General features: G+C 58.8%; 6 protein-coding genes. All 6 read left to right on the forward strand.

Annotated features, from left to right (window positions below):
• Positions 1 to 303: 303 nt before the first annotated feature.
• Genes ACW9HW_RS28225 through ACW9HW_RS28250 form a run of 6 tightly spaced genes read left to right on the forward strand, consistent with a single transcriptional unit; the run spans position 304 to position 6,260 of the window.
• Complete coding sequence (locus tag ACW9HW_RS28225) at positions 304 to 1,398, forward strand: ABC transporter ATP-binding protein (protein ID WP_095192730.1); 1,095 nt, start codon at positions 304 to 306, stop codon at positions 1,396 to 1,398.
• Entirely contained in the window at positions 1,398 to 2,513 is a 1,116-nt protein-coding gene (locus ACW9HW_RS28230; protein WP_095192729.1) for an ABC transporter ATP-binding protein, read from the forward strand. The genes ACW9HW_RS28225 and ACW9HW_RS28230 overlap by 1 nt, the downstream gene beginning before the upstream one ends.
• Positions 2,510 to 3,376 (forward strand): carbohydrate ABC transporter permease, encoded by an 867-nt coding sequence (locus ACW9HW_RS28235; RefSeq protein ID WP_056854628.1) that lies wholly within the window; start codon positions 2,510 to 2,512, stop codon positions 3,374 to 3,376. The genes ACW9HW_RS28230 and ACW9HW_RS28235 overlap by 4 nt, the downstream gene beginning before the upstream one ends.
• A gap of 10 nt (positions 3,377 to 3,386) precedes the next feature.
• A complete protein-coding gene (locus tag ACW9HW_RS28240) occupies positions 3,387 to 4,187 on the forward strand; it encodes a carbohydrate ABC transporter permease (protein ID WP_095192728.1) in 801 nt (266 codons plus the stop codon).
• A 10-nt stretch (positions 4,188 to 4,197) separates the two neighbouring features.
• Positions 4,198 to 4,470: a DUF2160 domain-containing protein gene (locus ACW9HW_RS28245; RefSeq protein WP_095192727.1), complete on the forward strand. Its 273-nt coding sequence runs from the start codon at positions 4,198 to 4,200 to the stop codon at positions 4,468 to 4,470.
• A gap of 47 nt (positions 4,471 to 4,517) precedes the next feature.
• A complete protein-coding gene (locus ACW9HW_RS28250; RefSeq protein WP_095192726.1) occupies positions 4,518 to 6,260 on the forward strand; it encodes an ABC transporter substrate-binding protein in 1,743 nt (580 codons plus the stop codon).
• The last annotated feature ends 139 nt before the right edge of the window (positions 6,261 to 6,399 follow it).

The following is a 6,399-nucleotide window of genomic DNA, read 5'->3' on the forward strand; positions in this document are numbered from 1 at the left end:
AGACACCCTTAATGTGCCTGTCCCGCCGCCTTCGCGAGCAGGCTCGCTCCCACAAAATGCACAACACTGGGTTTGCTCCAGGGAAGGCAAAAAGCATCCATAGAGTGTTGTTCACTAATGTTCATTGTCAATCGTTGAAGTGTTCAGTTGTTCAGCCACAGTTGTTCATTTCTGTTCAGCATCGAACGGCATTTCTATCTGAATTTCCTGTTTTTCTAATCAGATCAATCGCTTGCGATTTCTGGCACAAATGTCGCTATGTAGCTCCGGTCGCTTGACTCCAAAAACAAAAAAGGCCGAGCCATGTCATTAACCCTGGAGCATGTCAGCCGCACCGTCGAGGGCCAGACCTGGATTGACGATGCGTGCCTGCGTTTCGAACCCGGATCTTTCAACGTTTTGCTCGGGCGCACGCTGTCCGGTAAAACCAGTCTCATGCGCCTGATGGCCGGGCTGGACAAGCCTGACAGCGGTCGCATCCTGATGAATGGCGTCGATGTCACCCAGCGTCCGGTGCGCCTGCGCAACGTGTCGATGGTCTATCAGCAGTTCATCAATTACCCGACCATGACCGTCTTCGAGAACATCGCCTCGCCCTTGCGCCAGGCCGGTGTATCCAATGAGCTGATCCAGAGCAAAGTGCTGGAAACCGCGAAGATGCTGCGCATCGAGAAATTCCTCAAGCGCTATCCTCTCGAACTTTCCGGTGGTCAGCAGCAGCGCACGGCGATGGCCCGGGCACTGGTCAAGGACGCCGAACTGATCCTGTTCGACGAGCCGCTGGTCAACCTCGACTATAAGTTGCGCGAAGAGCTGCGCCAGGAAATGCGTGAGCTGTTCAAGGCGCACCACACCATCGCCATCTATGCCACCACCGAGCCCAACGAAGCCCTGGCGCTGGGTGGCACCACGACCATTCTTCACGAAGGCCGGGTGGTTCAGAGCGGCAAGTCGTCCGAGGTCTATCACCAGCCGCAGACCGTGCTGGCGGCCGAGCTGTTTTCCGAGCCGCCGATCAACCTGATGCCGGGTCGCATTGCCGGTAACGAAGTGAGCTTCGCCAATTTCGTGCATTTTCCGTTGAACGTCGATTTGCGCCCGGTGGGCGAGGGCGAGTTCCGTTTCGGTGTGCGCCCCAGTCATATCTCGCTGGTGCCGAGCAACGACGATGACCTTGAACTGGCGGTGACCGTCGAAGTCGCGGAAATCAGCGGTTCGGAAACCTTCCTGCACGTGCGCAACGAGCATTTCCTGCTGGTGCTGCACCTGCCTGGCGTTCACGAATACGACGTCGATGCGCCGATCCGCATCTACATCCCGACCCATAAACTGTTTGTGTTCGATACGCAGGGGCGGCTGGTTCAGGCGCCGGGCCGGCGTGTCGCGAGGGTTGCCTGATGGCCGAAATCCGTTTGCAGAACCTCGCCCACAGCTACACCAGCACGCCGAGCGGTCCCGAGGATTACGCCATCCGCGAGATGGACCATATCTGGGAACAGGGTGGCGCCTATGCCTTGCTCGGCCCGTCGGGCTGCGGCAAGTCGACCTTGCTCAATATCATTTCCGGATTGCTCAGCCCGTCCCAGGGCCATGTGCTGTTCGACGGTAAAGCGGTCAACAACCTGACCCCGGAAAAACGCAACATCGCCCAGGTTTTCCAGTTTCCGGTGGTTTACGACACCATGACGGTGTTCGACAACCTGGCCTTCCCCCTGCGTAACCAGGGCATGGCCGAGGCGAAAATTCACACCAAGGTGCAGGAAATTGCCGAAGTCCTCGACCTTCAGAGCTTGCTGAGCAAAAAGGCCCGCAACCTCACCGCCGACGAAAAACAGAAAGTCTCCATGGGCCGTGGGCTGGTGCGCGATGACGTGTCGGCGATCCTGTTCGATGAACCGCTGACGGTGATCGACCCGCACTTGAAGTGGAAGCTGCGGCGCAAGCTCAAGCAGATCCACGAGCAGTTCAACATCACCATGGTCTATGTCACCCATGATCAGCTGGAGGCTTCGACCTTCGCCGACAAGATCGCCGTGATGTACGGCGGCCAGATCGTGCAGTTCGGCACGCCACGGGAACTGTTCGAGCGGCCGAGTCATACCTTTGTCGGTTATTTCATCGGCAGCCCCGGCATGAACCTGATCGAGGTACAACCGCAAGCGGGTGGTGTCGGTTTCGCGTCGACCCATTTGCCGCTGTCCGAAGCCATGCAGAAGCGTATCGCCGAGTCCACCTGGCAAACCCTGAAGGTCGGCATTCGGCCAGAGTTTGTCCACGTGTGGGATGAGCCGTTTGATGACGCGCTGCGGGCACAAGTCGTACACGTCGAAGACCTCGGCACCTACAAGATCATGACCCTGAACCTCGACGGCGTGCCGCTGAAAGTGCGTCTGGCCGAAGACAAACCGGTGCCCGAAGGCACGGCCTACATCAGTTTTCCGGCGCAATGGCTGATGGTCTACGCCGACGAATTCCTCCTCGAAGCACAATCCACCAGTGAGGCGCAGCCATGAACAAGGTGCAGAACAACAAGGCCTGGTGGCTGGTGCTGCCGGTGTTTTTGCTGGTGGCGTTCAGTGCGGTGATCCCGATGATGACCGTGGTCAACTACTCGGTGCAGGACATCTTCGACCAGTCCAGCCGCTATTTCGTGGGGGCCGACTGGTACAAGCAGGTGTTGCTCGATCCGCGTCTGCACGACTCGTTGCTGCGCCAGTTCATCTATTCGGCCTGCGTGCTGCTGATCGAAATCCCCCTGGGCATCGCGATTGCCCTGACCATGCCGACCAAGGGCCGCTGGTCGTCGGTGGTGCTGATCATCCTGGCGATTCCGCTGCTGATCCCGTGGAACGTGGTCGGCACCATCTGGCAGATCTTTGGCCGGGCCGACATCGGCTTGCTAGGCTCCAGTCTCAATGCCATGGGCATCAGCTACAACTACGCGGCGAATACCATGGACGCCTGGGTCACCGTGCTGGTGATGGACGTCTGGCACTGGACGTCACTGGTGGCGCTGTTGTGCTTCTCCGGCCTGCGGGCGATCCCGGACGTGTACTACCAGGCAGCACGGATTGACCGGGCCTCGGCCTGGGCGGTGTTCCGGCACATCCAGTTGCCCAAGCTCAAGAGCGTGTTGCTGATCGCGGTGATGCTGCGATTCATGGACAGCTTCATGATCTACACCGAGCCGTTCGTGCTGACCGGCGGCGGACCGGGCAATGCCACGACCTTCCTCAGCCAGACCCTGACGCAAATGGCGATCGGGCAGTTCGACCTCGGCCCGGCGGCGGCGTTCTCGCTGGTGTACTTCCTGATCATCCTGTTGGTGTCCTGGCTGTTCTACACCGCCATGACTCACTCTGACGCCAACCGTTGAGGCCTGCGCCATGAGCAAAAGAAAGCTGATTCCGCTGCTGATCTACATCCTGTTCCTGCTGGTGCCGATCTACTGGCTGCTGAACATGTCCTTCAAGAGCAACACCGAAATCCTCGGCGGTTTGACGCTGTTTCCCCAGGATTTCACCTTCCACAACTACAAGGTGATTTTCACCGATCCGGCCTGGTACACCGGTTACCTCAACTCGTTGTACTACGTAAGCCTGAACACGGTGATCTCGCTGAGCGTGGCGTTGCCGGCGGCTTATGCGTTCTCGCGTTACCGCTTCCTCGGCGACAAGCACCTGTTCTTCTGGCTGCTGACCAACCGCATGGCGCCACCGGCGGTGTTTTTGCTGCCGTTCTTCCAGTTGTATTCGTCGATCGGGTTGTTCGATACCCACATCGCCGTGGCACTGGCCCACTGTTTGTTCAACGTGCCGCTGGCGGTGTGGATTCTCGAAGGCTTCATGTCCAGTGTACCCAAGGAAATCGACGAAACCGCCTACATCGACGGCTACAGTTTCCCCAAGTTCTTCGTGAAGATCTTCATCCCGCTGATCGGCTCCGGCATCGGTGTGACGGCGTTTTTCTGCTTCATGTTTTCCTGGGTCGAACTGCTGCTGGCGCGCACCCTCACCTCGGTGAACGCCAAACCCATCGCGGCAGTCATGACCCGTACGGTTTCGGCGTCCGGTATTGACTGGGGCGTGCTGGCGGCGGCGGGGGTGTTGACCATCCTGCCGGGCATGCTGGTGATCTGGTTTGTTCGCAACCACGTGGCCAAAGGCTTTGCCCTGGGCCGGGTATGAGGAATCGATGATGGAATGGATGAGCTGGACCGTCCCGACGGCGGCATTTTTCAGCGTTATTGGCTTGATCCTGGTGGGCATGACGACCTGGGAGTTGCGTTCGCCAAGCATTCTTCGGCGAGGCTTTTTACCGATTGCCACCACCCGTGGCGATCGCTTGTTTATCGGTCTTCTCGGCAGCGCCTACCTGCATCTGCTGGTAATCGGCGTGACCGACTGGAGCATCTGGATAGCGTTCGCGTTGTCCCTGGTGTGGCTGTTGGCTGTGATGCGTTGGGGCTAGTCGAATCGCTCGGCAATGTTGCTCCCAAATTCAATAAGGAGGTCTCTATGTTCGACAAAAACAATAAGCTGCGACATAGCATTTCATTGGCAGCCATGCTGGCACTCAGCGGTTTGAGCGCTTCGGCCTGGGCCGATGCCTACGAAGACGCTGCGAAGAAATGGATCGGCAGTGAATTCAAGCCGTCCACCCTGACGGCCGAACAACAGCTCGAAGAGCTGAAGTGGTTCATCAAGGCGGCGGAGCCGTTTCGCGGGATGAACATCAAGGTAGTGTCGGAAACCATCGCCACCCACGAGTACGAGTCCAAGGTGCTGGCCAAGGCGTTCAGTGAAATCACCGGGATCAAGCTGACCCACGACCTGCTGCAGGAAGGCGACGTGGTGGAGAAGTTGCAGACCCAGATGCAGTCGGACAAAAACATCTATGACGGTTGGGTCAACGACTCGGACCTGATTGGCACGCACTTTCGCTACGGCAAGACTGAATCGATCACCGACCTGATGGCCAACGAGGGCAAGAACTTCACCTCGCCGACCCTGGACATCAAGGACTTCATCGGCATCTCGTTCACTACCGCGCCGGACGGCAAGATCTATCAACTGCCCGACCAACAGTTCGCCAACCTGTACTGGTTCCGCGCCGACTGGTTCGAGCGCGCGGACCTGAAAGCCAAGTTCAAGGAAAAATACGGCTACGAGTTGGGTGTCCCGGTGAACTGGTCGGCCTATGAAGACATCGCCAAGTTCTTCAGCGAAGACGTCAAGGAAATCGACGGCAAGCGTGTCTATGGGCACATGGACTACGGCAAGAAAGACCCGTCCCTGGGTTGGCGCTTCACCGATGCCTGGTTCTCCATGGCCGGTGCCGGTGACAAAGGCATCCCCAACGGTCTGCCGGTGGACGAGTGGGGCATTCGCGTCGAGGATTGCCACCCGGTCGGTTCCAGCGTAACCCGTGGCGGTGATACCAACGGCCCGGCAGCGGTGTTCGCCACCACCAAGTACGTCGACTGGATGAAGAAGTACGCGCCACCGGAAGCGGCGGGCATGACCTTCTCCGAATCCGGCCCCGTGCCGTCCCAGGGCAACATCGCCCAACAGATCTTCTGGTACACCGCGTTTACCGCCGACATGACCAAACCTGGCCTGCCGGTGATGAATGCCGACGGCACGCCGAAATGGCGCATGGCGCCGTCGCCGAAAGGACCGTACTGGGAAGAGGGCATGAAGCTTGGTTATCAGGACGCCGGTTCCTGGACGTTCATGAAGTCCACGCCTGAGAAACAGAAACTGGCAGCCTGGCTGTACGCGCAGTTCGTGACTTCGAAAACCGTCTCGCTGAAGAAAACCATCGTCGGCCTGACCCCGATCCGCGAATCGGACATCAACTCGCAGGCCATGACCGACCTGGCACCGAAGCTCGGTGGCCTGGTGGAGTTCTACCGCAGCCCGGCCCGCGTGCAATGGACTCCGACCGGTACCAACGTGCCGGACTATCCTCGCCTTGCGCAGTTGTGGTGGAGCCACATCGCCGAAGCCGCCAGCGGCGAGAAAACCCCACAGCAGGCACTCGATGGCCTGGCCAAGGATCAGGACGCGATCATGACCCGTCTTGAGCGTTCAAAAGCCCAAGCCACCTGCGCCCCGAAAATGAACCCTGAGCGCGACGCGCAATACTGGTTCGACCAACCGGGCGCCCCGAAACCGAAACTGGCGAACGAGAAACCTAAAGGCGAGACCGTGAGCTACGCCGAACTGCTGAAATCGTGGGAGGCGGCGCGCAAATAACAGCTTGGAATGTGAAAGACGAACGGCACCGGGAGGTGCCGTTTTTGTGGGTGCCTGATGAGGCCCCTTCGCGAGCAGGCTCGCTCCCACAGGTGATCGCGGGTGTTTACAGATCTTGTGTACACAGGAGAGCCACTGT

It is taken from the genome of Pseudomonas sp. SDO5532_S415, assembly GCF_054071155.1.

Coding starts and splice junctions, on each gene's coding strand:
- ACW9HW_RS28225 (WP_095192730.1), top strand. CDS start 304: ATGTCATTAACCCTGGAGCATGTCAGCCGCACCGTCGAGGGCCAGACC.
- ACW9HW_RS28230 (WP_095192729.1), top strand. CDS start 1,398: ATGGCCGAAATCCGTTTGCAGAACCTCGCCCACAGCTACACCAGCACG.
- ACW9HW_RS28235 (WP_056854628.1), top strand. CDS start 2,510: ATGAACAAGGTGCAGAACAACAAGGCCTGGTGGCTGGTGCTGCCGGTG.
- ACW9HW_RS28240 (WP_095192728.1), top strand. CDS start 3,387: ATGAGCAAAAGAAAGCTGATTCCGCTGCTGATCTACATCCTGTTCCTG.
- ACW9HW_RS28245 (WP_095192727.1), top strand. CDS start 4,198: ATGGAATGGATGAGCTGGACCGTCCCGACGGCGGCATTTTTCAGCGTT.
- ACW9HW_RS28250 (WP_095192726.1), top strand. CDS start 4,518: ATGTTCGACAAAAACAATAAGCTGCGACATAGCATTTCATTGGCAGCC.